The sequence below is a fragment of the Grimontia sp. AD028 genome, assembly GCF_000973155.1.
GTDB classification, from domain to species: domain Bacteria; phylum Pseudomonadota; class Gammaproteobacteria; order Enterobacterales; family Vibrionaceae; genus Enterovibrio; species Enterovibrio indicus.
In genome coordinates this window covers 22865-49618 of the sequence record NZ_LASY01000113.1, presented here as the reverse complement: position 1 = coordinate 49618, position 26754 = coordinate 22865, and the positions used below count along the sequence as shown (strand labels likewise).

25 protein-coding genes and 5 tRNA genes are annotated in these 26754 nt (G+C 49.9%); 15 read left to right on the top strand and 15 right to left on the bottom strand.

Annotation, left to right across the window (positions count from 1 at the left end; all coding sequences use genetic code 11):
• Positions 1-41: 41 nt before the first annotated feature.
• The 7 genes from RN22_RS20635 to lolB form a co-directional block, all read right to left on the bottom strand.
• Positions 42-128 (bottom strand) — tRNA-Leu (locus RN22_RS20635).
• A 21-nt stretch (positions 129-149) separates the two neighbouring features.
• Positions 150-226: transfer RNA gene (locus RN22_RS20630), tRNA-Met, on the bottom strand.
• A gap of 233 nt (positions 227-459) precedes the next feature.
• Complete coding sequence (gene ychF / locus RN22_RS20625; protein ID WP_002542409.1) at positions 460-1551, bottom strand: redox-regulated ATPase YchF; 1092 nt, start codon at positions 1549-1551, stop codon at positions 460-462.
• Between the two features lie 51 nt (positions 1552-1602).
• Complete coding sequence (gene pth, locus RN22_RS20620; protein ID WP_002542408.1) at positions 1603-2193, bottom strand: aminoacyl-tRNA hydrolase; 591 nt, start codon at positions 2191-2193, stop codon at positions 1603-1605.
• Positions 2194-2336: 143 nt separating this feature from the next.
• A complete protein-coding gene (locus RN22_RS20615; RefSeq protein ID WP_002542407.1) occupies positions 2337-3284 on the bottom strand; it encodes a ribose-phosphate pyrophosphokinase in 948 nt (315 codons plus the stop codon).
• Positions 3285-3326: 42 nt separating this feature from the next.
• Complete coding sequence (ispE, locus tag RN22_RS20610) at positions 3327-4175, bottom strand: 4-(cytidine 5'-diphospho)-2-C-methyl-D-erythritol kinase (protein ID WP_046307275.1); 849 nt, start codon at positions 4173-4175, stop codon at positions 3327-3329.
• Positions 4172-4780, bottom strand: a complete 609-nt coding sequence (lolB, locus tag RN22_RS20605) for a lipoprotein insertase outer membrane protein LolB (protein WP_046307273.1) — start codon at positions 4778-4780, stop codon at positions 4172-4174. The genes ispE and lolB overlap by 4 nt, the downstream gene beginning before the upstream one ends.
• Positions 4781-5073: 293 nt before the next feature.
• Here lolB and hemA point away from each other — a divergent pair, with 293 nt between their 5' ends.
• The 6 genes from hemA to kdsA are packed head-to-tail and all read left to right on the top strand — an operon-like array spanning position 5074 to position 10385.
• Positions 5074-6333, top strand: a complete 1260-nt coding sequence (gene hemA, locus RN22_RS20600; RefSeq protein WP_046307272.1) for a glutamyl-tRNA reductase — start codon at positions 5074-5076, stop codon at positions 6331-6333.
• A gap of 14 nt (positions 6334-6347) precedes the next feature.
• Entirely contained in the window at positions 6348-7436 is a 1089-nt protein-coding gene (prfA, locus tag RN22_RS20595) for a peptide chain release factor 1 (RefSeq protein ID WP_046307270.1), read from the top strand.
• Positions 7436-8281 (top strand): peptide chain release factor N(5)-glutamine methyltransferase, encoded by an 846-nt coding sequence (gene prmC / locus RN22_RS20590; protein ID WP_046307268.1) that lies wholly within the window; start codon positions 7436-7438, stop codon positions 8279-8281. Before prfA ends, prmC begins: the two co-directional genes overlap by 1 nt.
• A gap of 40 nt (positions 8282-8321) precedes the next feature.
• A complete protein-coding gene (locus RN22_RS20585; protein WP_002542401.1) occupies positions 8322-8705 on the top strand; it encodes a SirB2 family protein in 384 nt (127 codons plus the stop codon).
• A 2-nt stretch (positions 8706-8707) separates the two neighbouring features.
• Positions 8708-9517, top strand: a complete 810-nt coding sequence (locus RN22_RS20580; protein WP_046307266.1) for a SirB1 family protein — start codon at positions 8708-8710, stop codon at positions 9515-9517.
• Positions 9518-9530: 13 nt separating this feature from the next.
• A complete protein-coding gene (gene kdsA / locus RN22_RS20575; protein WP_046307265.1) occupies positions 9531-10385 on the top strand; it encodes a 3-deoxy-8-phosphooctulonate synthase in 855 nt (284 codons plus the stop codon).
• A 77-nt stretch (positions 10386-10462) separates the two neighbouring features.
• Here kdsA and RN22_RS20570 read toward each other — a convergent pair whose 3' ends face one another.
• Positions 10463-12337 (bottom strand): methyl-accepting chemotaxis protein, encoded by a 1875-nt coding sequence (locus RN22_RS20570; protein ID WP_046307263.1) that lies wholly within the window; start codon positions 12335-12337, stop codon positions 10463-10465.
• 333 nt (positions 12338-12670) lie between these two features.
• On the opposite strand from RN22_RS20570, the gene RN22_RS20565 reads away from it, so the two are divergent.
• The 5 genes from RN22_RS20565 (at position 12671) to RN22_RS20545 (ending at position 17551) form a co-directional block, all read left to right on the top strand.
• Positions 12671-14014 (top strand): Na+/H+ antiporter NhaC family protein, encoded by a 1344-nt coding sequence (locus tag RN22_RS20565; protein ID WP_039850624.1) that lies wholly within the window; start codon positions 12671-12673, stop codon positions 14012-14014.
• Positions 14015-14218: 204 nt separating this feature from the next.
• Complete coding sequence (gene ushA, locus RN22_RS20560) at positions 14219-15895, top strand: bifunctional UDP-sugar hydrolase/5'-nucleotidase UshA (RefSeq protein WP_046307261.1); 1677 nt, start codon at positions 14219-14221, stop codon at positions 15893-15895.
• Between the two features lie 142 nt (positions 15896-16037).
• A complete protein-coding gene (gene ybaK / locus RN22_RS20555; protein ID WP_046307259.1) occupies positions 16038-16517 on the top strand; it encodes a Cys-tRNA(Pro) deacylase in 480 nt (159 codons plus the stop codon).
• A gap of 3 nt (positions 16518-16520) precedes the next feature.
• A complete protein-coding gene (locus RN22_RS20550) occupies positions 16521-16940 on the top strand; it encodes a lysozyme inhibitor LprI family protein (protein ID WP_046307257.1) in 420 nt (139 codons plus the stop codon).
• Positions 16937-17551, top strand: coding sequence for a LysE family translocator (locus RN22_RS20545; protein WP_002542392.1), 615 nt, complete (start codon positions 16937-16939; stop codon positions 17549-17551). The genes RN22_RS20550 and RN22_RS20545 overlap by 4 nt, the downstream gene beginning before the upstream one ends.
• Before the next feature lie 60 nt (positions 17552-17611).
• On the opposite strand, the gene smrA is transcribed toward RN22_RS20545, so the two are convergent.
• Both smrA and RN22_RS24890 read right to left on the bottom strand, forming a co-directional pair.
• On the bottom strand, positions 17612-18196 hold the full coding sequence (gene smrA, locus RN22_RS20540; protein ID WP_082111449.1) for a DNA endonuclease SmrA: 585 nt from the start codon (positions 18194-18196) through the stop codon (positions 17612-17614).
• Between the two features lie 257 nt (positions 18197-18453).
• Positions 18454-18594, bottom strand: coding sequence for a DUF3149 domain-containing protein (locus tag RN22_RS24890; protein WP_002541291.1), 141 nt, complete (start codon positions 18592-18594; stop codon positions 18454-18456).
• A gap of 356 nt (positions 18595-18950) precedes the next feature.
• On the opposite strand from RN22_RS24890, the gene RN22_RS20530 reads away from it, so the two are divergent.
• The 3 genes from RN22_RS20530 to RN22_RS20520 all read left to right on the top strand — a co-directional run bounded on the left by RN22_RS20530 (position 18951) and on the right by RN22_RS20520 (position 19457).
• A tRNA-Pro gene (locus RN22_RS20530) sits at positions 18951-19027 on the top strand.
• Between the two features lie 139 nt (positions 19028-19166).
• Positions 19167-19243, top strand: a tRNA-Pro gene (locus RN22_RS20525).
• A gap of 137 nt (positions 19244-19380) precedes the next feature.
• A tRNA-Pro gene (locus RN22_RS20520) sits at positions 19381-19457 on the top strand.
• Positions 19458-19747: 290 nt separating this feature from the next.
• On the opposite strand, the gene RN22_RS20515 is transcribed toward RN22_RS20520, so the two are convergent.
• From RN22_RS20515 to RN22_RS20505, 3 genes are all read right to left on the bottom strand, one after another.
• Positions 19748-20614, bottom strand: coding sequence for a TraB/GumN family protein (locus RN22_RS20515; protein ID WP_046307254.1), 867 nt, complete (start codon positions 20612-20614; stop codon positions 19748-19750).
• Positions 20615-20664: 50 nt separating this feature from the next.
• Entirely contained in the window at positions 20665-21099 is a 435-nt protein-coding gene (locus RN22_RS20510; protein ID WP_046307252.1) for a DUF411 domain-containing protein, read from the bottom strand.
• A gap of 159 nt (positions 21100-21258) precedes the next feature.
• A complete protein-coding gene (locus tag RN22_RS20505) occupies positions 21259-24012 on the bottom strand; it encodes a cation transporter (protein WP_046307249.1) in 2754 nt (917 codons plus the stop codon).
• A gap of 113 nt (positions 24013-24125) precedes the next feature.
• Between RN22_RS20505 and cueR the strand changes: the two genes are divergently transcribed.
• Positions 24126-24524, top strand: a complete 399-nt coding sequence (cueR, locus tag RN22_RS20500; RefSeq protein WP_002541295.1) for a Cu(I)-responsive transcriptional regulator — start codon at positions 24126-24128, stop codon at positions 24522-24524.
• A 32-nt stretch (positions 24525-24556) separates the two neighbouring features.
• Here the strand turns inward: cueR and RN22_RS20495 are convergent, their stop codons facing one another.
• Positions 24557-25405: a co-chaperone YbbN gene (locus RN22_RS20495; protein WP_046307247.1), complete on the bottom strand. Its 849-nt coding sequence runs from the start codon at positions 25403-25405 to the stop codon at positions 24557-24559.
• A 519-nt stretch (positions 25406-25924) separates the two neighbouring features.
• Positions 25925-26752: an SDR family oxidoreductase gene (locus RN22_RS20490; protein ID WP_046307245.1), complete on the bottom strand. Its 828-nt coding sequence runs from the start codon at positions 26750-26752 to the stop codon at positions 25925-25927.
• Between the last annotated feature and the right edge of the window lie 2 nt (positions 26753-26754).

Below are 26754 nucleotides of genomic sequence, written 5' to 3'. Positions count from 1 at the left end.
CTTGGCGATACCCCAACAGTTACTTTGCCTTAGCAAAGATTTGGTGCGAAGGGAGAGACTTGAACTCTCACGTCCGTAAGGACACTAACACCTGAAGCTAGCGCGTCTACCAATTCCGCCACCATCGCATATTTGCACTGGAAAGAAGATGGTGGCTACGACGGGATTCGAACCTGTGACCCCATCATTATGAGTGATGTGCTCTAACCAACTGAGCTACGTAGCCATCTTTACTTTCTGGGGTCTCCCCCTGAGTGCGGGGCGCATTATGCGAAGAAGGGCTGACAACGTCAACCTTTTTTCTTGGCTTTTTTTACCCATTTGGTGAGTTCGGTGTGAAAGTGAGCAGGAAGGTTGAAATTCTAACAACTCAAGCTTGAAAGCGTTGCAAGTCCTTAACTTCGGGAAATAAAAAAGCTGGCAGAAGCCAGCTTTTTCAATAGGAGATCGTATTTGTTATCACACGTTAAAGCGGAAGTGGATAACGTCGCCGTCTTTAACGATGTAATCTTTACCTTCCAAACGCCATTTACCCGCTACTTTCGCGCCTGCTTCACCGTTGTTTTCGATGTAATCGTCGTAACCGATGATTTCTGCACGGATAAAGCCTTTTTCGAAGTCAGTGTGGATCTTACCTGCAGCTTGTGGCGCAGTTGCACCGACAGGGATAGTCCAAGCGCGAACTTCTTTCACGCCAGCGGTGAAGTAAGTTTGTAGCGTCAACAGATCGTAACCTGCGCGGATCACGCGGTTCAGACCAGGTTCTTCAAGACCCATTTCTTCCAGGAACACTGCCGCTTCGTCAGCGTCCAGCTCAGACAGTTCGCCTTCGATTTCCGCACAAACTGCAACAACGGTTGCGCCTTCTGCTTCAGCGATCTCACGAACGATGTCCAGGTATGGATTGTTTTCGAAACCATCATCATTCACGTTTGCGATGTACATGGTTGGCTTCATGGTCAGGAAGTTCAGGTAGTCAACCGCTGCGTGTTCTTCTTTGGTCAGTTCAACAGAACGCAGCATTTTGCCTTCTTCCAGCACTGGAAGTAGCTTTTCCAGTACCGCGATTTCGAATTTCGCATCGCGGTCACCGCCTTTTGCTTTCTTCGCTTGGCGCTGGATAGCGCGTTCACACGCTTCCATGTCAGACAGTGCCAGTTCGGTGTTGATAACATCGATATCGTCAGCTGGGTTCACTTTACCCGCAACGTGGATGATGTTGTCATTTTCAAAACAACGAACAACGTGGCCAATCGCGTCAGTTTCACGGATGTTAGCCAGGAATTTGTTACCCAGACCTTCACCTTTAGAAGCACCTGCAACCAGACCTGCGATGTCTACGAATTCCATCGTGGTTGGCAGGATACGTTGTGGGTTTACGATTTTAGCCAGTGCGTCCAAGCGCAGATCTGGCACTGGTACCACGCCAGTGTTTGGTTCGATGGTACAGAACGGGAAGTTAGCCGCTTCAATACCTGCTTTGGTCAGAGCGTTGAACAGAGTTGATTTACCGACATTTGGCAGACCAACGATACCGCATTTAAAACCCATGAGATGGTAACCTTTCGTTGTATAAACAGTGAAAGCTCAGTCAGCTGACGCCTACTGAGCCTTAAATGTATGCAGGCGATTTTGCGCCTTGGCCAGATCTTCTTTCAGCAAAATGTCGATGCAGCGAACGGCTTCGTCAACGGCTTGCTCGATTTGGCTTTGTTCGTTGGCAGGTGCTTTTGTCAGCACAAAACCCGCCACTTTGTCTTTGTGCCCTGGATGTCCGATCCCGACACGAAGACGATAGAATTCTTTGTTGTTGCCCATTTTGCTGATGATGTCGCGAAGACCATTATGGCCACCGTGACCGCCACCTTTTTTAAATTTGGCAACACCTGGTGGCAAATCCAGCTCGTCATGAGCCACCATGATTTCTTCCGGTTTGATTTGGAAGAATTTCGCCAGCGCAGCGACCGACTTGCCTGACAGATTCATAAATGTGGTTGGGACGAGTAGACGGAGGTCTTCGCCACCCACACTGATTCTGGCAGTCAAACCGAAGTATTTTTTGTCTTCTTTCAGCGACACGTTATGAATGCGCGCTAATTCTTCAACCACCCAGGCACCCGCATTATGACGGGTTTTTGCATATTCCGGCCCTGGATTTGCCAGACCCACTAAAAGACGAATTTTATCGCTCACGGTGAGATTCTCATTATTCTGTGTAGACAGTTTTATGCACAACGGTAAACCGCCCTGTGCCAAAAGCGGCTTATCCTACCATTATCTGTGCAAAACAAAAACGCCCCGCGAAAGCGAGGCGTTTCATCTGCAAAAGGGAGCGATTAAGAATCGAACATTGCAGAGATAGATTCTTCATTGCTGATGCGGCGGATTGCTTCAGCCAACATGCCTGACAGAGTCAGCTGTGAAACTTTACCAGTCGCTTGCATTTCTGCGCTCAGCGGGATTGAGTCAGTGACGATCACTTCGTCAATCACAGATTCTTTGATGTTCTGAGGCGCGTTGCCAGAGAACACTGCGTGAGTTGCGTAAGCGAATACACGCTTCGCGCCACGGTTTTTCAGTGCTTCTGCTGCTTTACACAGAGTGCCACCGGTGTCGATCATGTCGTCAACGATGATGCAGTCACGGCCTTCAACGTCACCGATTAGGTGCATAACCTGAGAAACGTTCGCGCGCGGGCGGCGTTTGTCGATGATCGCGATGTCAGTGTCATCCAGTAGTTTTGCAGTTGCACGTGCACGTACAACGCCACCGATGTCTGGAGAAACAACGACTGGATCTTCCAGTTTCTTCGCCAGCATGTCTTCCAGAAGTACCGGCGTACCGAAGATGTTGTCTACTGGTACGTCGAAGAAGCCTTGGATTTGCTCTGCGTGCAGGTCAACAGTCAGAACGCGGTCAACACCTACGTTAGACAGGAAGTCTGCGATAACTTTTGCAGTGATAGGCACACGCGCAGAACGCACACGGCGGTCTTGGCGAGCGTAGCCGAAGTAAGGGATAACTGCAGTGATTCGGCCAGCTGATGCGCGACGCAGTGCGTCGATCATCACAACCAATTCCATCAGGTTGTCATTGGTAGGCGCACAAGTCGACTGGATAACGAATACGTCGCTACCCCGTACGTTTTCATTGATTTGTACACACACTTCACCGTCAGAAAAACGACTAACAGTAGCGTCACCTAGTGACATATATAGGCGATTCGCAATGCGTTGGGCGAGTACAGGCGTTGCATTACCAGCAAACAGCTTCATATCAGGCACGGTGGAAAACCTCGGGGTTGCATCCATTGAGTGTTGTCTGTCTCATTGTACTTTCAGTGTCGATAGCAGTGGTGAGGTATTCACACCACGTGCGACAAAGCCAGTGAGCCAGTCGGGCAATTTGTTTAAGGTGGCTCGCGCGTCCTCTTCGTTTTCGAATTCTGCGAAAACGCAGGCGCCGGTCCCGGTCAGTCTCGACGGCGCGTATTCTAGCAGCCACGAAATAGCCTTATCAACCTCTGGAAACAACTCTCTGACTATCTTTTCGCAATCGTTTTCGTAATTTGCCGCCAACAGCGCATTTAGTGTGCGCTTTGGTGTATTGCGAGTCAGTGAGGGGTGACCAAAAATTTTTGCGGTGGCAATGCTCACCTCAGGCTTGGCTACCAGGTACCACTTCTCTTTTGCTTCGGCAGGTTGGAGCAATTCTCCAACCCCTTCTGCAAACGCTGTGGTACCGCGCACAAATACAGGGACATCCGCACCCAGTGCCAGCCCCATATCGGCTAATTCATCAACAGAAAGCTGGGCTTCCCAGAGGTGATTGAGTGCAACTAATGTGGTGGCAGCGTTGGAAGAGCCGCCACCTAAACCGCCGCCCATTGGCAACTCTTTTTCGATGTGAATGTGCGCGCCCAAGGTACATCCGGTTTTTTCTTTGATTGCCATCGCTGCGCGGTAGATCAGATTTTCTTCGGCTGGGACGCCTTCAATTTCTGGTGATAGGGTGACTTCACCACTGTTATTGGGGGTAATGGAAAGTGTGTCGCCGTAATCTAGAAACTGAAAAAGGGTTTGCAGATCGTGATAGCCATTATCGCGCTGACCCGTGATGTACAGGAAAAGGTTAAGTTTGGCCGGTGCTGGCCAAACTGAAGTGGTTTGTGTCATTGAGGTAAAACCCATTCAGAAATCACCAGATTCACTTTTTGCTGGTGCTGATTCATTTTGATTTTTGATGGCAGTAGGTTGTTGGTATCAGCATCGTAGCCAGTGTATTCCAACTGCCAGCCAGCCTGATTGGTATCGGCTTTGTTTTCACTCAGGAATGCCAGGCGGTTATCTGCGCCAAGCGTATATTCGTTTTGTTCTGCAGGCAGCCCTTTGACCCACTGCATCATCTCGTCAACGGGCAGGGCAATGCCAGTCAGTTGCTTTAAAAGACTTGCGGCGTTTCTACCGACATAACGTTCACCGTCGCCATCGACCAAAACCGCAATGTCGGGGGTGGCATCCAGCTTAAATAGCGTAGTACCGAGGAAGTTGGTCAGACGGAGTGAAAGCTCGTCATCTTTCTGCTCCCAGACAAAATTGGCGGAAACGCGTTGTTCCGGGCTAATCAGCGCGACTTTGCCTTTAGCCGTGAAGTCAGTAATGTCTGCCAATGCTTTTTGGTGAGTTTGCCACTCGGTTTGTGGAATAGGTTGGGTGGAACATCCGGTCAATCCCAATAGGGCGAGGAAAAATACAACCAAGACGCGATGACGTCTGAACATAGGCAAACTCCGTTTTCGGTTTTCTCTGTCGAGAAAGAAGTGGTCTGATTATATCTGTGGCAGAGGTAAAAATCTCTCCAATACGATGTAGATATCACACCGCTTGGACAAAGCCACATAATGCAATTTGTTACTTGTTGAAAAAATGGACGAATATGTTGTTACGAAAGCGGAAAAGTCACACTTCTGCTTGATAGCGAGGAGAGGGAGCTAATGTTATCTTTTATTCGACGGGCCCATAAAGTAAAATCCACGGCTCGGATTTCATCTGGTGCTGTCGGTAAACCTGCTTAATGAGCTTGTTAGTTCTCGGAATCAATCACAAGACCGCTGCGGTCGACCTGCGTGAGAAAGTCGCTTTTTCTCCGCAACAACTTCGCGATGCATTGCACCAGCTGAAAGAAAAGCAGGTAGTGCAGAGTGGGGTGATTGTGTCTACCTGCAACCGCACTGAAATCTATTGTGAAGTCGAGCAGCCAAGCCCGGGTGTCGTCGTGGACTGGCTTCAGGACTTCCATCAACTCGACAGCGAAGCACTGCTTCCTTGCCTTTATACCCACCATGACCAAGCAGCGGCGCAGCATTTAATGCGAGTAGCGAGTGGCCTTGATTCGCTGGTATTGGGTGAACCTCAGATTTTGGGGCAGGTTAAACAGGCTTACGCAGAATCTGTTGAGCAAAACTCAATTAATGGTTCGCTGGAGCGTTTGTTCCACAAAACCTTTACCGTGGCTAAACGCGTTCGCACCGAAACAGATATCGGTGGCAATGCCGTATCAGTGGCTTTTGCAGCCTGTTCGCTAGCGCGTCAGATTTTCGAGTCGCTCGAAACCTCTACCGCATTGCTGGTGGGAGCAGGTGAAACCATCGAGTTGGTTGCCAAGCATCTTTTCGAACACGACTGTAAGAACATTATTGTTGCTAACCGCACTCGTGAGCGCGCTAAACCGTTCGCTGAGGCGTTTGGTGCGGAAATTATTTCTCTGGAAGAGATTCCAGAGCACATGCACAAAGCGGATATCGTGATCAGCTCAACGGCTGCGCCATTGCCAATCATCGGTAAAGGCATGGTGGAAAAAGCGATCAAAGCGCGTCGTCATCAGCCAATGCTGTTGATTGATATTGCCGTGCCGCGTGATATTGAAGAAGAAGTGGGTGAGCTGAACGATGCTTACCTGTACACCGTCGACGATTTACATTCGATTGTTGAGCGCAACCGTGAGCAGCGAAAAGCGGCCGCGATTCAGGCTGAAGCGATTGTTGATGAAGAAAGCGAAGGCTTTATGACATGGATGCGTTCCCGCGGAGCGGTGGACAGCATCAAACAATACCGTGCTCATTCGGAAGCACTGAAAGATGAATTGCTTAGCAAGAGCTTACAAGCCCTCGCCAGTGGCGCCGACCCACAGAAAGTGGTCGCCGAGCTGAGCAATAAATTAACCAATAAACTGATCCATGCCCCTACTCAGGCCATGCAGGAAGCTGCCAGAAATGGCGACGAGCGTACACTGGAAACGCTACGTCAGAGCTTAGGTCTGGATCCCCTAAAATAGTTTAAAGACCCACTATGAAATCATCGATTATCGCGAAACTGGAAGCACTCAGTGAGCGTTATGAAGAAGTGCAACATCTGCTTGGCGATCCGGGTGTTATCTCCGATCAGGACCGTTTCCGTTCACTGTCGAAAGAATACAGCCAGCTTGAAGAAGTGACCAAATGCTTCACTTCCTACAAACAAGCGGAAGAAGATCTGGAAGCAGCGCAGGAAATGGCGAACGAAGACGATCCTGAAATGCGCGAAATGGCGCAGGAAGAAGTGAAAGCAGCAAAGGCGGAAATTGAACGCCTGAGCGATGAGCTTCAGGTACTGTTGCTGCCAAAAGATCCTAACGATGAGCGTAACTGCTTCCTTGAGATCCGCGCGGGTGCGGGCGGTGATGAAGCAGCAATTTTTGCCGGTGACTTGTTCCGTAGCTACAGCCGCTTTGCTGAGAAGAAAGGCTGGCGTGTTGAAGTGGTTAACGCCAACCACGGTGAGCATGGCGGTTACAAAGAAATGATTGCCAAAGTCAGCGGTGAAGGCGCTTACGGTGTGATGAAGTTTGAGTCAGGCGGTCACCGCGTTCAGCGTGTCCCTGCTACTGAATCTCAAGGCCGTGTTCACACCTCAGCGTGTACTGTTGCTATCCTGCCGGAAATTCCAGAAGCAGAAATCCCGGAAATTAATCCGGCTGATCTGAAAATTGATACCTTCCGTTCATCAGGAGCGGGTGGTCAGCACGTTAACACCACTGACTCGGCAATCCGTATTACCCACTTGCCAACGGGCACCGTAGTGGAATGTCAGGACGAGCGTTCACAGCACAAGAACAAAGCTAAAGCGATGGCTGTTCTGGCGGCACGTTTGATCAAAGCAGAAGAAGAAAAACGTGCAGCGGAACAGGCAAGTACCCGCCGTAATCTGCTGGGTTCCGGTGACCGTTCAGACCGTATCCGTACCTACAACTACCCGCAAGGCCGAGTGTCTGACCACCGTATCAACCTGACGGTTTACCGTTTGGACGAAGTGATGGAAGGCGATCTGGATTCACTGATCCAGCCAATCATCCAAGAGTTCCAGGCAGACCAACTGGCGGCGCTGGCTGAGCAACACTAATGCCAATCAGCATTGAAAATGCGCTGCGTGATGCAGCGCTTTTGTTAGCAGAGCATCAAAGCCCCTCTCCGCGCATTGATGCCTCTGTGCTGCTTTGTCACGTGCTCGATAAGCCAAGCAGCTATATCTACACCTGGTCAGACAAAGCGCTGAGCGACGAAGAGGAAGCCGCGTTTAACGCACTGCTTGAGCGTCGCAAAGTCGGCGAGCCCGTTGCTTACATTATCGGGTACCGTGATTTCTGGTCGCTACGCCTGAACGTGGAACCCAGCACCCTGATCCCAAGACCGGATACCGAAAGGTTGGTAGAGCTGGCATTGGAGCGTTTGCCACAAGGTGAGGGCTCTGTGTTGGATTTGGGCACAGGTACGGGCGCGATTGCGTTGGCGATTGCCAGCGAGCGCAACGATATGGCTGTGACTGGCGTCGACCTTCGTGATGAGGCGGTTGCACTGGCTGAACGCAACAAGCTTGAAAACGGCATCAACAATGCCCAATTTATGCAAAGCAGCTGGTTTGGCAATGTACCTGAACATCGTTTTACCATGATTGTCAGCAACCCTCCGTATATTGATCCGGAAGATCCGCACCTTTCGCAAGGTGACGTTCGCTTTGAGCCAAAGTCTGCATTGATTGCGGATGACCACGGTTTAGCGGATATCCGTATCATCTGTCAGCATAGTCCTGAGTATTTGACAGATAATGGCTGGCTGCTTATCGAGCATGGTTACGATCAGGGCGAGGCGGTTCGCACGATTTTTTCTGATGCAGGATTCAGCGATGTTGAGACGCAGCACGATTATGCTGGGCTGGATCGTGTTACCTTAGGGCGTTTTATTCGCTAAAACCCAAAACAATAAATCAAAAAGAGAGACCTACGGAATTATGTACGTTGCATTGAAGCATACTCACCTGATGTTTATCGCCCTGAGCGTGATCCTGTTTATCATCCGTTTTGCATGGCGCATGATGGACAGCAAAATGCTTGAGAAGAAATGGGTGAAGGTCGTCCCTCACGTGATTGATACCATTTTGCTAGGAACTGGTGTGGCACTGATTTTTGTCACCGGTTTCTATCCGTTCACACCTCAAGGGATGTGGATGACTGAAAAACTAACCTGTGTTCTGGCATACATCGCTCTTGGCTTTGTTGCCATGAAATACAGTCAGGGAACTATGTTCCGACTCTTTGCTTTCTTTGGTGCTTTAGGTTGGGTATTTGCCGCCGCTAATTTGGCTATCACCAAAACACCACAGCTGTTGGGGTAAAAATGATCGGTTTTACTGACCAGGAATTAGATGAGCTGACCTTGGTAGAAGGTGCGCTTGCACTGAATGCTGCTATTGATCCGGCGACATCCATGCATTGGGTTCGGGCAGAGCTCGAACGGCTGGCAAAGGACGCTGAACATTTATTGGCTGGAGAAGCTAACGACGAATTGCGATTGGAAGGTCTGCTGCGTCTGTTCTACAAAGAATGGGGCTTCAAAGGCGATTTCGAACAGTACTTTTCGTCTGAAAATGCTTTTGTAGATAAAGTGCTGGAGCGTCGTAAAGGCATTCCTGTGAGTCTGGGCGCTATCTTCCTGTTTTTCGCAGATCGCCTAGATTTACCGGTTGAGCCAGTCGGCTTTCCGACTCAACTTGTTCTGAAAGTAGATTGGTTCCACCGCGAGTCGCAATACGTCAACCCGTTTGATGGCGAGTTTTTGTCTGAACGCGTATTACGAGGCTGGCTGGTGGGCAAAGAAGGCCCAACGGCTCAGCTTGAAGAAGAACACCTTGAGGTTTCAGACAACCCTACATTGATTGGCCGCTGGCTGGCGGTGATCAAAAGTGCACTGCTTCGTGAAGAAAACTACGCCATGGCACTTCGCTGCAGCGAACTTGCGCTGACATTCAGTCCGGATGATCCTTATGAAATCCGCGACCGTGGCTATATTTTCCAGCAATTGAAATGTGACTGGGTTGCCGCGGAAGACTATGAATACTTTATCGCTCAGTGCCCGGATGATCCGGCGGCTGAGCTCCTGAAACTGCAGGTCAAAGTGTTGACTGCAGAAGCTCCTATTTTCCACTAATCAGGAAGTCACCATGACAACACAAAAAACGGTTCAGATTGGCGATATTCAAGTTGCTAACGACAAGCCATTTGTTCTTTTTGCCGGGATGAATGTGTTGGAATCTCGCGATCTGGCGATGCAGATCTGTGAGCACTATGTAGAAGTGACCCAGAAGCTGGGCATTCCATACGTGTTTAAGGCGTCTTTTGACAAAGCAAACCGCTCTTCTGTGCATTCTTACCGTGGCCCAGGTCTGGAAGAAGGCATGAAGATTTTCCAGGAACTGAAAGACACTTTCGGCGTGAAAATCATCACTGACGTTCATACGGAAGCGCAGGCGCAGCCAGTGTCTGAAGTGGTTGACGTTATCCAGCTTCCAGCGTTCCTTGCTCGCCAAACTGACTTGGTTGAAGCAATGGCGAAAACCGGCGCAGTGATCAACGTGAAGAAGCCTCAGTTCATGAGTCCAGGTCAGGTGGGCAACATCGTTGATAAGTTCGCTGAGTGTGGCAACGAAAACATCATCCTGTGTGAGCGCGGCTCATGCATGGGTTATGATAATCTGGTCGTCGACATGCTGGGCTTCGACGTGATGAAGAAGGCGAGCAATGGCAGCCCAATCATCTTTGACGTGACTCACTCGCTGCAATGCCGTGATCCACTGGGCGCTGCATCCGGCGGTCGTCGTGAGCAAACCGTTGATTTGGCGCGCGCTGGTCTGGGTACCAAGATTGCGGGCCTGTTCATTGAAGCGCACCCGGATCCAGACAACGCACGTTGTGATGGCCCTTCAGCGCTGCCTTTGGACAAGCTGGAGCCATTCCTTAAGCAAATGAAAGCACTGGACGATCTGGTGAAAAGCCTCGAGGATTTGGACATCCGTTAATGATTGATTGTTCGAAAGACAAAAGTAAGCCGGCGCATGCGCCGGCTTTTTCGTGTCTGCGATTGAGTGTCCGAACGTTATAACCTGAATCTGGCCAGTTCATCATTGAGCTGTCGAGAGAGGCTCGATAGCGCCGTCGCTTGCTCTGTTGCATGATTGGCTTCGTGAGCCAACTCATCCGATGCATTGCGCACAGCTTCCGTGTTGCGGGTGATTTCTGCCGTCACCAAAGACTGCTCTTCAGCGGCAGAGGCAATCTGGGTCGCCATGTCGCTGATTGTCGATACTGAAGTCGTGATTTGCGAGAGGCTGTTGGTCGCAAAGTTTGCGTCTTCCACGCTGGTGGTCGCCAAATGACGGCTGTCTTCCATGATTTTCACTGCTGACTGGGTGGTGTTTTGCAGCGTTTCAATCGTCGCCTGGATTTCGCGGGTCGAGTTGTGTGTACGTTGGCTCAATACGCGGACTTCGTCGGCAACCACGGCAAAGCCTCGGCCTTGTTCACCGGCACGTGCTGCTTCAATCGCCGCATTCAGCGCCAGCAGGTTGGTTTGCTCGGCAATATCCTGAATGGTGGAAAGAATAGAGTTGATGCTCTGAGTGTGGGAGTCCAGCTCCGCTATCACGCTGGTGGCAGATTCCACTTCCGTAGACAGGTTACCGATGGATTGCTGGCTTTGGTTCACCTGAGTGGCGCCTTCCTCTGAGCAGCCTACAGCTTGCTTGGAAAGCTCAGCGGTGTTTTCTGCGCTGCCTGCGATCTCTTGGGTTGCCGCGGCCATTTGGTTAATCGCCGTTGCCACCATATTGATCTCATCCTGCTGACCGCGGATGCGGGTGCTGCGGATACTTGCTTGCTCGGCGGCGTGGGTTGCCTGCTCAGAGAGCGATTCACCGACACTCTTCAGGTGCGTCACCATGGTGTGCATGTTGGCAACGAAGGTGTTGAAGTTGTGCGCCAGTTGGCCGACTTCATCGTTGCTGTGTGGTGTCAGGCGCTGGGTGAGGTCTGCATCGCCGCTGGCAATCTCTTCCATGGCTTTAGATACGCGGATGAGATCGCGGAAAAGCACGTTCACCAACCATGCTGACAGTGCCAGCACGAAGAGTGTGACAGCAAAGCTTGTCAGGACCAGGGTTGTGACTGCCGAGTTATGAGAGGAGAGCTCAGTGCTCATATCCACCTCAATACCGATAATCCAGTTGGCTTCCGGCAGCTCAGTAAAGAAGTAAGCCTTTTCCGTGCCATTGAGAGAGCTGTTCAGCAGGCTTCCCTCAGCCATAGCTTCGCGCACCGCTGATTGGTTTAGTGCAGGGTTATACTGAGTCAGCGGTTTACCGTTCAGTGAGGCATTGTTATGAGCAATCAGGGTGCCATCTGCTGCGAACAGCATACCAAAGGCATTTTTTCCAAAATTGAACTGAGACAGGTCGCCGACAATCTTTTGAAGGCTAATATCGCCACCTAGCACGCCTTTGAGTTTCCCGTTTTGATAGACAGGAGTTGCCAGCGTCACCATGGTTTCGCCAGTCAGGGCGTCACGATACGGGGCGGTACAGATTGTTTTGTTCTCACGCACTGCTTCGATGTACCAAGGACGCTGACGTGGATCGATATCAACGCTGGCACCGTTAGCGAGCGCCAAAGAACCATTGGTTTCTGCGAAGAAAGTCATCGCAAAGTCACCAGAAACCTGAAGCATGGCCAGTGCATTGATTTCGTCGTCGTGAGGTAGGGTTTCCACATAGCCTTCCATTGCCACATCATGAGCTTCCAGCCAGTTGGCAAAGCCGACACGGGCGACTTGAGACATACTTTCTACGCGGTTTTCTAAGCCTTGTTGAGTCTGGGTAGATAATTGGTTAGCAGCTAAGAAAGACAGGATTGTTGCCATCGCCACTACGGCGACAAGGCAGGTGCCTATCAGCTTCTGCTTGAGAGTCAGCGTCATGTTACATTCCTTGCATCGAACTCTTTATAAAATAGAGGTGGGTTGTGCTGAGATTTTTTATTTTTCGCACAACATTCCGTATCGGCCTGACGAGAGGTTGCTTTAGGGGAAATGCGCAGTTTTTTACTGTCTTAAGCTAAGAAAATGTGAGTTTGCTTCAGCGATGATTTTGGAGGGAAAAATAAACAGGAAAAGCGGCACTGGATGGGTAGCTCACAGAAGAGTATTTTCGCCTGTTACAAATTAGCTTGGACGTTTAGACGTCTATATGTTGACGCCCTATCGCTTTGGGATTACCCTGCGTTTCACTTCACAAAAAATATGCAACACAACATGACACAGAAGCAAACCAATATCGCGCCCTCGGCGTTAGCACTTTTGCCCTTTGGGCTTTTCCTGTGCCTGTTTATAGGCACGGGCATTTATTTCTCGACCCAGAATGTCGATTTCGCCTTTTACCAACTTCCGGCACCGATAGCGGTGTTACCTGCCATCATGTTGGCCGTGCTAATGAGCAAAGAAAAGCTCAACGGTGCAATTGGTCAGTTTATTGAAGGTGTTTCCCATCGCGACATTACCGCGATGTGTCTGATTTACTTACTGGCGGGGGCTTTCTCTGCGGTAGCAAAAGCAACTGGCGGTGTGGATGCTACCGTCAACTTAGGTCTGGCCATTCTTCCTTCCAGCTTTATTCTGCCGGGCCTGTTTTTGATTTCTGCATTTATCGCAACAGCAATGGGGACCTCAATGGGTACCATCGCTGCGGTTGCCCCTGTGGCTTTGGGCATTGCTGACACGACAGGTATCGATGCGGCTCTGATGGCAGGTGTAGTGCTGAGCGGTGCGATGTTTGGTGACAACCTTTCTATTATCTCAGACACCACCATAGCGGCGACACGCTCTCAGGGCTGTCACATGAAAGACAAGTTCCGTGAGAACGTGAAAATTGCGGTACCTGCAGCTCTGGTGGCGCTGGTGATTTTCTTCTTTGCCAATGAAGTGACCCAAGCACCGGTTGCCGGTGAAATCGACTGGCTGGCAGTGTTGCCTTACCTGACTATTCTTGTGTTGGCTGTTTATGGCATGAATGTGTTTGTTGTACTGACCATCGGCATCCTGTTTGCGGGTATTGTCGGTATGGCACAGACGGCAGATTACAGCGTAATGGCATTCAGTCAGGACATCTACAAAGGCTTTGGCAACATGCAGGAGATCTTCCTGTTGTCGCTGCTGATTGGTGGTTTGGCCGAGCTGATGCGTCAGCAGGGCGGCTTGGCGTTCGTAACAGATAAACTGAGCAAACTGATCCTGTCCCGTGCGGACAAAGAGACTGAGAAAGGCTCTCCTCGTGCAAGTGAAGCGGGTATTGCTGCGCTGGTCAGCATGACTAACCTCTGTACTGCCAACAACACTGTTGCCATTATCGTGGCTGGTGGCGTAGCAAAAGAGCTGGCTACCCAGCATGATGTGGCACCAAAACGCAGTGCCAGCTTACTGGATATCTTCTCTTGTGTGATTCAGGGCATTTTGCCTTACGGTGCGCAGGCGTTATTACTTGGGTCGATCTTCGGACTCTCACCTCTCAGCGTGGTGGGCCAATCGTATTACTGCTTCTTGCTTGCTGTATCAGCAGCTTTTGCCATTGCTCGAAGTAAAGGACAACACTTGTCTAGATAGGTGATGTAAGCGCTTCAATTGCGGTGTATTTAGCCGCAGTTGAGGTGTTTTTAAGTGATCTCCGCGGCATTTTCTTGAAAGTTATATGTGATACCCAGTTTAACTATTTAGACTACTTCGTGAAATTGAAAGTAGTTTAGGTTAAACCCTCGACATAGCCAAAGCCGTGACTTTCGCGCTGTCGAATAGAAAATAGGTATCACCATGAAGGAACGCCTCTCTCTAAAAGCAGCGATCAGTGCTGCTCTGCTTGCCACGTTGGCAGGCTGTTCAACCACGAGCGAAACAACGGAAGTTGTACCGGGTTGGCAACCAGATACCACTTACAAAGTGACCATTCTCCACACTAACGACAACCATGGTCGCTTCTGGCATAACCGCCACGGCGAATACGGTATGGCGGCACGTAAAACGCTGATCGATAACCTGCGTGATGAAGCAGAAGCGAACGGTGCAGCTGTGCTGCTACTATCTGGCGGTGACATCAACACTGGTGTTCCAGAGTCTGATCTGCAAGATGCAGAACCAGACTTCAAAGGCATGACCATGATCGGTTATGACGCGATGGCACTGGGTAACCACGAATTCGACAATCCACTTGAAGTGCTTGACCAGCAAATGGAATGGGCTGACTTCCCAATGCTGTCGGCAAACATCTACGACAAAGCCACTGGCGAGCGTAAGTATCAGGCTTACCAAATCTTTGAGCGCAACGGTCTGCGTATCGCAGTAATCGGTCTGACAACAGAAGACACTGCGAAAATTGGTAACCCTGAGTTTATCGGTGAGCTGGACTTCCGCGATCCAAAAGAAGAAGCGAAAAAACTGATTGCTGAGCTGGAAGAAACTGAAAACCCTGACATCATCATTGCAGCGACGCACATGGGCCACTATGAAGATGGCAAGCGTGGCATCAATGCACCAGGCGATGTGGCTCTGGCTCGCTACCTTAACGAAGGTTCGCTGGACATGATTGTGGGTGGTCACTCGCAAGAGCCTGTCTGTATGGAAGGCCCGAACATGTACAACAAGTCGTTCAAGCCGGGCGACGAGTGTAAGCCAGACAACCAAAACGGTACCTGGATTGTTCAGGCGCATGAGTGGGGCAAGTACGTGGGTAAAGCGGACTTTGAATTCCGTAACGGCGAACTGAACCTGGTGTCTTACGACCTGATCCCTGTGAACCTGAAGAAGAAAATCAAGGTGAACGGTGAGAAGAAACGTGTCTTCATCCAGAATGAAATTCCAAAAGATAAAGCGTTGTATGACTTCCTGAAACCTTATCAGGAGAAAGGTCAGGAACAGCTGAACGTGAAAATTGCAGAAACCAATGGTCATCTGCAGGGTGAACGTAACGTGGTTCGCTTCCAGCAAACTAATCTTGGCCGTCTGATTGCTGCAGCACACAAAGACCGTGCGAAAGCAGACTTCTCGGTAATGAACTCCGGTGGTGTGCGTGCGTCAATCGAAGAAGGTGATGTGACCTACAAAGATGTGCTGACCGTTCAGCCATTTGCGAACATGGTGACTTACACCGACATGAGCGGTGCAGAAGTGCTGGATTACCTGAACGAAGTGGCAACCAAGCCAGTTGACTCAGGTGCTTACGCGCAGTTCTACGGTATCTCAATGACGGTGTCACCTGATGGTGTGAGTGACGTTGTGATCGGCGGTGAACCGCTGGACGCAAACAAAACTTACCGCTTTACCGTGCCTAGCTACAACGCAGCTGGCGGTGATGGCTATCCGAAACTGACTGGCCACCCAGGTAATGTGAACACCGGTTTTGTGGATGCAGAAGTGCTGAAAGACTACCTGGAGAAGAACTCTCCAATCGATGTGAACAAGTACGCGCCAAACGGCGAAATTACTTACAAGTAAACACATCCTCTCCGGGCGAGAAACCTCGCGTCAGAGACAAAAAGGCACTGGTGACAGTGCCTTTTTTTATGTCATTATCAGCGGGATAGCAGCCCTGAATTCAGCAAGGTTTTCAGTCTAAGCAAACACAGAGAGAAAGGATATGACACCGGCAATTACACTGGCGGAAAAATCGGGCATTCATTTTCATGTTCACAGTTACGATCATGATCCGAACAACACCAACTTCGGGTTGGAAGCAGCAAGTGTGATGGGGCAGGACCCAGCGCGGGTCTTTAAAACCCTGCTGTTTGCAATGAACGGTGACCCGAAAAAGCTGGCTGTAGCCATTGTGCCGGTTTCCGGCCAGTTGGACTTAAAAGCAGCGGCGAAAGCTGCGGGTGCGAAAAAAGCAGAAATGGCGAATCCGGCCATTGCCGAAAAGACCACTGGCTATGTGGTCGGCGGCATCAGTCCGCTAGGTCAAAAAAGGCGTTTACCGACCCTTTTGGATGATACGGCTCAAGCCTTTGAAACCATTTACGTCAGCGCGGGCAAACGTGGCCTTGAAATTGAACTTTCTCCCTCAGATTTACTCTCACTGACACAAGGAAAATTTGCCGCGATCGGCAAGGAGGGGTAGTTCATGCACAAGAGTTGGTGGGTATTCATTTTGTTGGGTTTACCTCTGACGGCCTTTGCAGGGAAAGAGCACTCTGCATTGATGGCATGCTACAAAGCTTCTGAAACGCACGTTGAAGTCACGGCCTGTCTGGATAATCACTGGAAGGTGGCACAGGACGCATTGAATAAAACCGAAACTGCGCTCAGAGCACATTTTACGAAGCTGGATGAAGTATCATCGGCATCTGATGCGCTACCTATGATCACGAGCGCAATGGAAGGGTTCCAGTACTGGCGCGAAAACCAGTGCAAAATGGTAGAGGCAAGTTATGCCTCCGGCTCTGGCAGTGGGCAGGGATACCTCAACTGTATGATTGAACTGACGAATGAACAGATCATTCGTTTAAATAGCCTGATGGGCGTGAAAGGAGGCGCTAAGTGACAATTTCCGTATGGCTGGGTCTGGCACTGGTGTGTATTTTGGGGGCAGTTTCCCCTGGGCCTAGTCTCGTGGTGATGATGCGACACAGCCTGGCTGGTGGTCGTTTACATGGCATTGTTGCTGCGTGGTCACATGCATTAGGTGTTGGCTTCTACGCCCTGTTAACCCTCCTTGGTCTGGCTGTTATCCTCAAAGAGTCTCCAACGCTTTTTACTGCTATCGCCTATGCGGGTGCCGCGTATCTCGCTTGGCTTGGTATTAAATCCCTGCGTGCTAAAGGTGGTGTGGCAGCCAAGCTGGAAAAAGGCGAGAAAACCACTTTGTGGGAAGCAGCGCGCGATGGTGCCATGATTTCAGTTCTTAACCCCAAGCTAGCACTTTTCTTTCTCGCATTGTTCAGTCAGTTTGTAGCGATTGGCACAGATACGTTCAGCCGTGCAGTGATTGTGCTGACCCCTTTTGTGATTGATGGCCTTTGGTACACCATAGTGACATTGGTGCTTTCCTCTCCACGTATGCTGGAAAAACTGAAGCAAAAAGCCGTGCTGATTGATCGCCTGTGCGGCATCGTGTTGATAGGCCTTGCGGTTCGGGTTGTTGTCACCCTATAGGTATCGGTGAGATAAAAAACAGGAGCCATCGGCTCCTGTTTTCGTTGATGAGATAGAATATTAACTCCGACGGTTAAGGTGTCGCTCCCGCGTCTCCAGTTTCTTTTCCTGACTCTTTTTAATCATCACATAGACTGCGCCGGTACCACCTTGATGACGCTGGGCGGAGTGGAAGCATTGCACGTCAGTGATCTGTTCCAGCCACTGGCAGACATAGCTTTTCATCATGGCGGGAGGGTTTGAGCGTTCGCCTTTTCCGTGCACAATGATCACCGAGCGAATGTCCATGCGTTGGCATTGTTTCAGAAAGCGCAGGATTTCATCTCTGGCATCTTTCAGGGTGTATTTGTGCAGGTCCAGTCGGGCATGAATGTCATATTTACCCAGACGGAGTTTTCGAAATACGCCATCCTGAACACCAGCGCGCTTGAAAGCCACGATATCGTCAGGCTTGAGCATCTTGGCGTAATCAATGGAAAGATACTCAGGATCACCCTCAGAGAGGCTTTGAGCTGCAAGCTGACGTGCCAGCTGAGCTTCAGTCGGTTTATGTGATTGTTGGGAGTTATCGACCGTATCGTGCTTGATAGGCGCGACATCTGCCATCATCTCCCGAAATAAGTCGAACTCGTTGTTGCCGTTCATAGTCGTTACGGGTTGTTGGAGCATGGTTTGAGTATAACGGCAAACAATTCGGAGGTCTCGTAGGAAGTGTTAGTGGCATTTAATGCTCTGATTATTATGATGAATGAAATCGCTAGTTTGGTGTTTGTCGACCAACATTGAGCAATAAAAAACGCGAAGCAACGAGTGCTGCTTCGCGTTATGAATAAAAAGAAGCCGAAGTGCGTTGCTGCCTTCGGCGTAAGCAACCAAGTCTACATTTAACTGGTTTAAGGGAATTATTGTGTTCCTGGCTCTTTCATCGCCTTGTAGACAAAGAACCCTGCCATGAAGCTAATCATGCCTAAGGCAACAAAAATGACGATCATTGAGGAGAGGCCAATTGCGTTGCCGAAAAGTAGGTCTAACCAGAATTCCATTTTTGTATTTCCTATGTCTGTGAACGTTAAGACTAGGTTGCCAATTGGTGAAAGAATCAACGATGATCCAGATCAAGTGAAGCTCGTGTTAGTGGCACGTGACAATTCAAGTGTGTGTGTTGTCGCAATTTATTCTGGATTGGTGATCGTTTGAGCGAACGGTTCGTACCACGCAAAAATCCTGATAAAACACTTGTGTCTTAAGCGTGGATGAGTAATATAACCAACCTCTGAGACGCATAGCGAATCAGCATTGTCGGTGAATAGCGCAGTTTGATTGCGCATCCGGCTCTTGAGAATAGCTGACCAGAGGGTCACCCTCTAATAACGTAATCTCAAGATACAAAACATATGTTCGGTGAATAGCGCAGTTTGGTAGCGCATCTGGTTTGGGACCAGAGGGTCGGGGGTTCGAATCCCTCTTCACCGACCACTCTTTCAAATCTTGAGCAATACGCTTGAGTAATATCGTCGGTGAATAGCGCAGTTTGATGGCGCATCCGGCTCTTGAGAATAGCGGACCAGAGGGTCACCCTCTTATAACGGAATCTCAAGACGCAAAAACACATGTTCGGTGAATAGCGCAGTTTGGTAGCGCATCTGGTTTGGGACCAGAGGGTCGGGGGTTCGAATCCCTCTTCACCGACCACTCTTCAAGACTTGAGCGATAAGCTTGAGCAATATTGTCGGTGAATAGCGCAGTTTGGTAGCGCATCCGGCTCTTGAGAATAGCGGACCAGAGGGTCACCCTCTAATAAGGGAATCTCAAGATACAAAACATATATTCGGTGAATAGCGCAGTTTGGTAGCGCATCTGGTTTGGGACCAGAGGGTCGGGGGTTCGAATCCCTCTTCACCGACCACTCTTCGAAGCCTCGCAGCAATGCGGGGCTTTTTCGTTTTGACCATTTTGAATCATCCAGGAAATGTTGTAGCAACTAAGGCTATTTTCCCTTTGTTGACGTGGCAATTGTAACAAACACCTATCCGCACTCTGTACCATCTCCAGTTTGCGGTAAACTACCCCCCGAGATTCTGGCTTTACCGCAGTAAGGAAAAGGGTATGAGAAAGTCTATTGTCATCTGGTTTATTCTGTTGTTTCTGGTCTCAATGATTGTGACTCAGGTACTGGTGAGCGGCTGATCTAGCCGCTCATGGAATCGCCGGGATTTCGCAATCAACCTTTTCACCCTTCGTTAAGAGTTTTACGTCGAAACCGGCTTTTTCCAGCAGCGTCAGCACACCTTCTTTGCCATAAAGGTGCAATGCACCGACAACCATCACGTAACTTCCTTTTTTAAAACGCGATCTGTCAGTGAGAGCTTCCAGCCAGTTGTGGTTGCGTTCATCAATCAGTTGACGTTCGAACTCTCCTGCGCCGCTCATGACCGTTACCATTTCTTCCATTTTCGCACCGTCACCATACTGCCAGGCATCAATCAGACAGGGCATAAACTCTTTGGAGAGTTCCCAGTAATCCAGAGTGTCTGTCAGTAGCTCCAAACCATCCTTATCTGCATTGGCCAGTAGGTCGACTTGCTGTTGTACGGTTTCCAGTGGGATCACTGGTACAGAATGCTTCTGGCTGCGAGAGAGGAAATAAAGGTCAATGCCCAGCAGTTGTTGGAGTTCCAACTTGTTGATTTGGTATAGCTGGAGTGCCATGGCTGCTTGCCAGGGAGGAAGATTAAGCAGCACGTTTGATGGTGTACCCGTCTCTGCTGCGATTTGCTCAAGCGTCTCTTTCTGGGCGTCTGTCAGATACGAGGCAGAAGGTTTTCCTTTGGGAATGGAAATAGATTTATCGTTAATGATATCGGCTTCTACGATAAGACCATCGGCAGATTCGAATCTACTTACCATGACATCGGGAAGAGGATAGAACTCTGGCTTGCCAGCGTGCACAGAGCCCATGATGGTAAAGGAAAGGTCGCCTTTTTGCGCCTGCCAGACTTGAGGGTCGGCGATAGATAACGTGCTAAAAAGCAGCGAGAAAAACAGGGTAGTAATGCGGTACATGAAGCCTCCATACTGTTGAAAGTCCAGTATGGAGGCTTCACCAGCAATTGTCAGTCTTTGTTGTGGCTATTAAAGACGACAGTCATACCGCTTTTCGAGAAGCCAACGACATCATATGGGTCTTTTTGGTCGCCATATTCCATGCCCGGTGAACCAACTGGCATGCCAGGTACAGCAAGACCGGCCAGTTTTGGTTTTTGCTCTAGGAAGGCTTTTACGTCGCTAGCTGGGATGTGCCCTTCAAACAGGTAACCGTCGATAACAGTGGTGTGGCACGAAGCGAGCTCAGGCTTGATACCAAGCTTCATCTTAATTGGGTTCATGTTCACATGATCTTCAGACTTCATCTCAAAGCCGTTGTCTTCCATGTGCTTAACCCACTCTTTACAGCAACCGCAATATGGAGATTTGTAAGTCACACCAGAAGCAGCAAACACGCTGGTGGATAGCAGCGCAAACGACAGTGCAGCAAGTTTAGATTTCATCATTTTCTCCTCGATGTTATCCCCGGGCGATGAAACTAACCCGGGGCGAATGCCTGTTGCGTAGTCGCAAACAGCGTTAATTTAGACGGCGTTTAATTTTTCTTTTCCGCCAGCCAGAACCACCAGATGATGGCTCCGATCAGTCCCAATCCAATGAAATTAACCAGCATGGTTTCCTCCTTTGGGGGGCTTAAACCAGCGCAGTCGGTTGGCATTACTCACGACGGTAATCGACGATAAAGCCATGGCCGCGCCGGCAACAACTGGGCTTAGCAGTGCGCCGGTGAGGGGATATAACACACCCGCAGCAATCGGAATACCCAGAGAATTGTAAACAAATGCACCAAAGAGATTTTCCTTCATATTACGAAGGGTTGCTTTGGAAAGTGTTAGCCCATCAGTGGCTGCATCTATTGAGTGACGCATCAATGTCATCTGTGCACTTTCAATAGCTACATCGCTGCCACTACCAATGGCAATCCCAACTTCAGCTTTGGCCAGTGCTGGCGCATCATTGATGCCATCACCAATCATGGCGACTTTCTTGCCTTCGCTCTGAAGGCGAGTGACGACATCCGCTTTACCGTCTGGCAAAACCCCCGCAATCACATTCTCAATCCCGGCCAGTTTGGCAATGGCATTGGCCGTATCAGGATGATCACCGGTGAGCATCACCACCTGATAGCCCAAAGCTTTCAGACGTTTTACGGCGCTGGCAGAATCTGAACGCAATGGGTCGCTGATGCCAATAAGACCAAGAAGCTCAGTGCTTGTTGCCAGATACACAGCGGTTTCCCCGCGTTCGGCTTGTTGCTTGGCGGCAGCTTGGCCGTCTTCCACCGCAATGCCTTTTTCAGCCATCAAGCGGGCGTTACCCAGAAAATAAATGTCGCCATCAATGTTGGCACTCAGACCTTTTCCTGGAATACCTTCAAAGTTCGATACTGATGCAAGGGCGATGTTTTTACCTTTTGCTGCATCCAGCACTGCTTTTGCCAGTGGGTGCTCAGAGCCTTGCTCAAGGCTTGCAGCGATACGTAGTAACTCCTCCTCTGGCAGTGCAAGGCTGATTATCGATGTCACTTGCGGCTTGCCTTCGGTCAATGTGCCGGTTTTATCCAATACCACAGTGTCCACAGAGGCTGCATGTTGCAGTGCCTCTGCATCACGAATGAGCACCCCAAGTTCAGCCGCACGACCAACGCCAGTTGTGACAGACATTGGCGTTGCCAAACCAAGCGCACAAGGACAGGCGATAATCAGCACAGTTGTCGCGGTGACCAGCATAAAGCTGAGCTTCGGATCTGGACCAAAGTTGTACCACCCAAGCGCTGTCAGAATGGCAATGATCATAACCGTTGGAACAAATATCGCCGAGATAGAATCCGCCATACGTGCCAGCGCCGGTTTGCTGCTTTGTGCCTGACGAACCAACTGAATAATGCGTGACAGCATGGTGTCGCTACCGATACCGGTGGCTTTAAACAGCAGACTACCGTTTTGGTTCACGGTACCGGCATGCAGCCTTTCCCCTGCGGTTTTGCGAACGGCAAGCGGCTCGCCAGTCAGCATGGATTCATCGACAAAGCTCTCGCCGTCTTGAACCACACCATCAACCGGAATTTTTGAGCCGGGTTTCACCCTGAGCATCATGCCTGCTTGCACGACGGCCAGAGGGACCTCTCGCTCCAGCCCGTTTTCGACAAGCAGCGCAGTTGGTGGTTGCAGGTCGAGTAAGCGATCAAGCGCTTTAGATGTCGATGCACGTGCTTTGGCTTCAATAGCATGACCAAGTGTCACCAACCCCAGAATCATGGCTGTGGCTTCGAAGTACACATGACGTGCTTGTACAGGGAAAAGGTCTGGCGCAAATACCACGGCAACAGAGTAAAGCCAAGCAGAACCCGTACCCAAAGCGACTAAGGTATCCATGGTCGCGCGATGATGGCGTGCCGCTTTTATGGCATTTACGAAGAAATGTTTACCCGCGGTACATAAAAGTGCAAAGGTTAAAAGGCCAATGATGCCCCAGCCGATTTGGCTGGTGGTGCTTTCAATGGTCATTGAACCGCCGAGCAGTCCCCATACCATCAGTGGTGCACCTAAGCCCAGAGACAGCCAGGTGTTGCGTTTGTGTTCTGCAAGTTGTGCGGCATGCATGGCTGCCTGACGCTCACGGCGAGTCTCTTCGCTTTCACTCACTTCTGCGCCATAGCCTGCGGCTTCTACCGCTTTGATGATGACGTCGGCGTCGGCTTCTCCGGACACTAACGCAGTGCGCTCAGCCAAGTTTACGTTGACCGCCATTACACCGGTTACGCCTTTTATCGCGCCTTCTACGGATGACACACAGCTCGCGCAGGTCATGCCGGAAAGAATAAATTGCAGGGAAGCTGAATTTGAACTCAACGTCGGTTCGGACGGAGCATCATCGAGCGCAACTTCTGGCGCTGCTGTGATTTCAGCCACGTGTGTTATTTCGCTCTGGGTTTCTGCAACCTGATAACCCGTAGCATCGACGATGGCTGTTAATTCTTCCCGTGTCAGTGCGCTGTTGATGGTAGCTTCGGTCTTACTCACATCCGCAAGAAAAACCTTTGGTGAAGCTTCAAAAGCGGCTTTCAGTTTGGCAACACAGCGCCCGCAGCTGAGCCCTGCCAAAGGAAGTACCGTGATCTCTCCCGCCTGATAACCCAGCGATTCAACCGCATTGATGACGTCACTTAAAGGCGCATCTGCATTAATCGTTAGGGAGGTCTTGTCGGCTTCCACTACAGACACACCTTCGATAGGCTCGACGGCATTTTTCACTTTACGCGCACAACCCATGCAGTTAAGTCCTGACAAGGGGAGCGTGATAAGTGTGACGGCTTCTTTGCCTTCCTCATGAGCGTTCAGTTCTGTATCTGTCATTTCGATACCTATAAATTTACTTGCAGTCTCAGGTATGGACTGTTCATAATTCCGTAGAATAAACCTTCCATCAACTGTAAGGTCAAGCGTGAGTTTTAGACGGGGAGTGCGGCATGAAAATCAATGAAATTGCCAAGGCGACAGGGCTGACACCAAAGACGATTCGTTTCTACGAACAAAAGGGGATCATTAGTGAACCTGCACGTCTGGAGAATGGCTATCGGGCTTATGGTCAAAAGCACATTAATGAGTTGCAAATGATCCGTCGTTCGCGCTTGGTGGGCTTTAGTTTGGAAGAGTGCCAGACCTTGTTGGATATGTCGCGAAATCCTAACCGTCGAAGCGCAGATGTAAAGCAAAAGGCATTGGAGAAAATCGCAGAGATAGACGACAAAATAAAAGAACTTCAGGCCATGAAAAAGTCGTTGAAATCACTGGCGAGTACCTGCCCGGGTAACGACAGCGCCTGTTGTCCAATCATCGAAGCTTTGTCCTCGGCTGATGGGAAATAAAAAAGCGCCGGAGCGCTTTTTAAAATGGGAAATCAGTAGAGTAGCGAATATAACTGTCGGCGGTAACGGCTGGCAATTTCGTTGCCTTGACCCAGCGCTGCCAGAATGTCCATCATGGTCTTCTTAGCGTCGCCAAAGTTCATGTCCTTGCGAAGAATGCCCAGCAAAAGCTCAAGCGCTTCTTCCTGACGATTAACCTGACTAAATTGGATAGCCAGTTCAAAGGCCAGATCTTTGTTGTCCGGATCTGCTTCAAATGCCGCTTGCAGCTCACGAATCTCTGGTGTGTCTGCTGCTTGCTTATGTAGTTCCACTTTGGCCATCAGCGCTTTGTATTGTGCATCTTGATCTTGCATCAATACTTTCCCGAGAAGCTCCTCTGCTTCGTCGAATTGCTGTGCTTCCACATAACACTCTGCCAGTGCCAGCTTATGAGCGCCAGTTTCACCCAGCGCGGCTTCCACAGATTTCAAAAGCGGCAGTGCCTCGGCGTGATTGCCTTCTGCAATCAACGCCAGTGCCTGTTTGAAGGTCATTTCGTCTTGGCTCGGCAGGTGACGAACCAGCATTTCACGCACGGTATCCTCAGTCTGTGGCCCGGCAATGCCGTCAACAGGCTGGCCGTTGCTGAAAAGGGCGATAGTTGGCAAAGCACGTACGCCAAACTGTGAAGCCAGCATTTGTTGCTGCTCGCAGTTGAGCAATGCCAGCGTAAATGCGCCTGCATATTCGTGTGCCAGTTTTTCCAGTGCTGGAACAATCTCGGTGCTCTCTGGACTCATTTGTGCCCAGAAGTGGATCAGGACAGGAGTTTCAACGGAGCCTTCCAGGATTTGCTGAAAGTTCTGCTCGTTAAGTTCAACAATATAATTTGGTTGCATAGTGTCGCCTGAGCGTTAGAAGTTCTTTGCTGTAAAGGTGGGGGGGACAACATGAAAATTCAAGGCATTATCCGGTAAAGCGCCGATAAATATTGATTATTGCTGGATCAAATCACTGATTGGATGTTGTCTGACATGGCAACGAAAAAGGCCACTGGAATTCCAGTGGCCTTCATTCTTTTGCGCTCGTCGATGTGAAACGCTGACTTAAAACACAAGCAATATTGCCAGCGTTACACTCAAACAGAGCCAGTTCAATTGACTTAAGGACATAGTCCGGCTCCTTTTGGGGTATTTGTTCTTTTTTTGTATCCCCGTTCACGGCCTGATCCGACACGCATCACATCGAAGTGGAAGTTGGGGGCAGGTGTTTCACGGTACAGGAGAGAGATTAACGTGCATTTATGACAGAAAGATGAATGCAAAAATAAAGTTTTGATGTCACGTTTCTGGGAGTAACCGGGCGGAAATTGCCCGGTGTACAGCTTTTTGTGAGTGGTATCTGTATGACTTGGGGTGTTAACCGCTCTTTGCAAGAATTTTGTCGAGCGTTTTTGAAGGAAGTAGACGCTTACACCAGGCCATGTAATGGGTTGGCTTGGTCACACGGTAACGGACTTTAGGATCTTCCGCGGTTAGCGCGTGGATCAATGGCGCAATGATCGACTCCGAAGGCAGAGTGTACTTATTGGTGGAGTTTTCGCTTTCCATACGATCTTGCTGGGCGAGATAATCGCTTCTGAATCGGCTGTTTTCGATATCAATGAACCTGTAAAACGCTTCCAGTGCATTGGCGCGGAAACGGGTTTCAATCGGGCCAGGTTCAATCAGGCTGATTTTTACCGGTGTGCCTGCGAGTTCCAAACGTAGGGTATCTGTCCAACCTTCAACGGCAAATTTACTGGCGTTATATGCGCCGCGGAATTTCAGTGCGACAAAACCCAGCACAGAGCTGTTTTGAACAATGCGGCCTTTGCCGTTCGCCATCATCATAGGGATCACAGCTTGGGTCAGCGTGTGCCAGCCAAAGAAGTTGGTTTCAAACTGCTTTCTCAATGCGTCGGTGGGCAAATCTTCCAGCGCGCCAGGTTGGCCATACGCGCCATTGTTAAAAAGCCCCATCACCTTTCCGTCAGTCATGGCCCTGACTTCTTCCACGGCATTGAGAATGCTGTCGTTGTCTGCAAGGTCAAGGTGAATGCAGGTAAGCCCTTCTTCTTTTAGGCGCTCAACATCTTCTAATTTGCGGCATGATGCAATCACATCAAACCCTTGCTTTGCCAGGGCGTGGGCACAGACATAGCCGATGCCGGTCGAACATCCGGTCATCAATACTGCGTTTTTCATTC